A 3,173-nucleotide genomic window follows, 5' to 3' on the forward strand; every position below is an offset into this window, starting at 1 on the left:
CACTGTTCGATATCCCGCCGGAAAAGGCACGCGATCCGCTGGTGATCGAATGCACAGATCGGCCCTACCCGCTGCTCGCCGCCCCCGATTTCGCCCAGATCGCCCGCAGCGCCCCCCGGCGCGAGCGCTTCTGGAACCGCTGGCTCGAATGGACCCGATGACTCTCAGACCCGCTCTCGCCCTCGCCGCGGCACTCATCGCTGCACCAGTCGCCGCTCAGAGCAGCAGCGTGGCGTATTTCACGCGCTCGCACGCCCAGGCATTGCCGCAATTGCTGTCGACCGAGGATCGCGGTTATTACGGCTCGCTCTACGAGGCGATCGACAGCAAGAACTGGGATCGTGTTGAAGTACTGCTGGGCGAACGGCCCGATGGCCCGCTGCATGGGGCGGCGCTGGCAAGCTACTACCTCGACCCGGCCAGTCCGCGCATCTCGCTCGAGCGGATCGAGGATTGGCTCGACCGCTACCGAAAGCTGCCCCAGACTGCGGCGATCGTGCGGCTCGGCAAGACGCGCGGGCTCGATCGCTACATCGACACGCCTGGCGAACGCTCGCTGGTGCGCCAGCCGGGGCTGACCAAGCGACTGCGCCCCTCGCCGGTCGACGACGGTACCATGCCGAGCTCGATCAGCACGGCCATTCTTGAACGCATTACCAATGACGATCCGGATGGCGCACGCATCCTGCTGGACGGTGTCGACGCGTCCTTGTCGAGCGCTACGCGTGCCGAATGGCGCCAGCGCGTCGCCTGGAGTTATTACATCGAGAACCGCGACCCCGAGGCGTGGGGTTTGGCCGAAACGATCCGCGCTGATGGCAGTGGTCCCTGGGTCGCCGAGGGGGATTGGGTCGCGGGTCTAGCAGCCTGGCGCCTGGGTGATTGCGAAAACTCGACTGCCGCCTTCCGCCGCGCAGCAATGGGTGCGACCAATCCAGAGCTGACCACCGCTGCCTATTATTGGGCGAGCCGCGCGCTAGTCCGCTGTCGCCAGCCCGAAGACGCGGCCGAGCAGTTGCGCGGGGCCGCACGTTATCCAGAAACGCTCTATGGGATGCTCGCTTACGAACAGCTGGGCCGCACGCTCCCCGATACCCACAGTGAGCCCGACCTGACCAATGTGGACTGGAACCGGCTGCGCAATGAACCTGCCGCCGTCCAAGCGGTCATGCTGGCAGAAATCGGTCGCCGCGAAGAAGCCGACGAGGTACTGCGCTGGATCGCACGTACCGGAGATGCCAGCGATTACTCCGCGCTGGGGCGGTTGGCGCGAGCACTGGGCCTTTCGGGTACGCAGAACTTCATGGCCTATAATGCGCCACCAGGCACCGCTTCCCACCCCAGCCTGCGTTATCCGGTGACCTTCCGCACCCCGATCGGTGGTTGGCGAGTCGATCCGGCACTGGCCTTTGCCCACGCTTTGCAGGAATCGAATTTTCGCGAGCGTGTGGTCAGCCCCGCCAACGCCATTGGCCTGATGCAGATCCGCCCAATCGCGGCGCGCGAATACGCCGCTTCGATCAACCTCAGCGCGGATGCAGATCTGAAGGACGCAGCAGTCAACCTCGCGTTTGGGCAACGTACTCTCGAGGCGCTCAGCCAGGGAAGTTTCACCCAGGGCAAACTTCCCAAGATCATGGCGGCGTATAACGCCGGGCCTACTCCGGTCGCGCGCTGGTCGAGCGAGATCAATGACCAGGACGACCCACTGTTGTGGATGGAATCGATCCCGTATTGGGAGACACGCAGCTATGTCGCGATCGTAATGCGCAACTATTGGATGTACCTGCGCCAGGCCAACGCGGCGGCACCGAGCCGCATCCATCTTGCCGAGAACGACTGGCCGTTGTTCCCGCGCGTGAGATAGGAGTTTTCATGGCGATCGACGAAAGCCGCACCTTCAAGCCGATCAGCATCGCATTGCTGACGATTTCGGACACGCGTACCAGCGCCGATGATACGTCGGGCGATATCCTGGCACAGCGGATAACAGCTGCAGGCCATGAACTGGCAACCCGAGAGATCAGCCGCGACAGCGTCGAGGAAATCGCCGCGCACCTCCACCGCTGGATCGACGATGACGGGATCGACTGCGTGATCACGACGGGCGGTACCGGTCTTACCGGGCGCGACGTGACGCCAGAGGCGCTGGACCGGGTGAAAAGCAAGGACATCCCCGGCTTTGGCGAGCTGTTCCGCTGGCTGAGCTACAAGACCATCGGCACCAGCACCATCCAGAGCCGGGCCTGCGCTGTGCTGGCTCGCGGGACCTATATCTTCGCGCTCCCGGGCTCGAACGGCGCGGTTAAGGATGGCTGGGACATGATCCTTGCCGAACAGCTCGACAGCCGAAACCGGCCCTGCAATTTCGTCGAACTGATGCCGCGCCTGCGCGAACTCTAAGGACTGTTCCCGGATATATGTTCTGTGTATGTTCTCATACATGGAACGTCGACTCGCCCCTGAAGTTTCCGGTCGCGGCGCGCAATCGGACGCAGTACCGACGCGCTTCGGGCTTGCGACGCGCGAAGTCGACGGCGATTGGCGCGACTACATGGAGTCGCTGGACGGCCCACCGGTAAAGCTGCGCACAACCGTGACCGAGGAGCGGCCCAAGACTATCCTCAGCTTCAACCAGTCGCCCGATATCGGTTTCGATCGCTCGATCAACGCCTATCGCGGATGCGAGCACGGCTGCGTGTATTGTTACGCGCGCCCGACCCACGCCTATCACGACCTTTCGCCAGGGCTTGATTTCGAAACACGGCTTTTTGCCAAGCCGAATGCGGCGGAACTGCTGCGGACAACACTGGCGAAACCGAAGTACACTCCCAGGCCGATCGCCATGGGGACCAACACGGACCCCTACCAGCCGATCGAGGACCGCTACCGCATCACCCGCAGTGTACTCGAGGTCTGCCTCGAGACGCGCCACCCGGTAACGATCACCACCAAGTCAGACCGATTGCTGGCAGACCTCGACCTCTTGGTTCCGCTGGCCGAACAGCATCTGGTTGCGGTGGCAATATCGGTGACGACGCTCGATCCGAAGCTGTCCGGCAAGCTTGAACCCCGCGCAACTTCGCCCGTTAAGCGACTCACAGCGCTGCAGAAACTAACGGCCGCAGGTGTCCCTGTTCACTGCAATGTGGCGCCGGTCATCCCGGCCATCA

3 protein-coding genes are annotated in these 3,173 nt (G+C 63.3%); all 3 read left to right on the forward strand.

What is annotated here, in order from left to right; genetic code table 11:
* The first annotated feature begins 157 nt into the window (after window positions 1–157).
* Window positions 158–1,867 (forward strand): lytic transglycosylase domain-containing protein, encoded by a 1,710-nt coding sequence (locus tag AAFM29_RS16680; RefSeq protein ID WP_341713877.1) that lies wholly within the window; start codon window positions 158–160, stop codon window positions 1,865–1,867.
* 8 nt (window positions 1,868–1,875) lie between these two features.
* Window positions 1,876–2,403 carry a molybdenum cofactor biosynthesis protein B gene (gene moaB / locus AAFM29_RS16685; RefSeq protein WP_341713878.1) on the forward strand — a complete coding sequence of 176 codons (528 nt, stop codon included), beginning with the start codon at window positions 1,876–1,878 and terminating at the stop codon, window positions 2,401–2,403.
* A 40-nt stretch (window positions 2,404–2,443) separates the two neighbouring features.
* Window positions 2,444–3,173, forward strand: a 730-nt coding sequence (locus AAFM29_RS16690; RefSeq protein WP_341713879.1) for a radical SAM protein, incomplete at its 3' end; no start/stop codon positions are given.

This window comes from Erythrobacter sp., from assembly GCF_038133525.1.
Lineage (GTDB): Bacteria > Pseudomonadota > Alphaproteobacteria > Sphingomonadales > Sphingomonadaceae > Qipengyuania.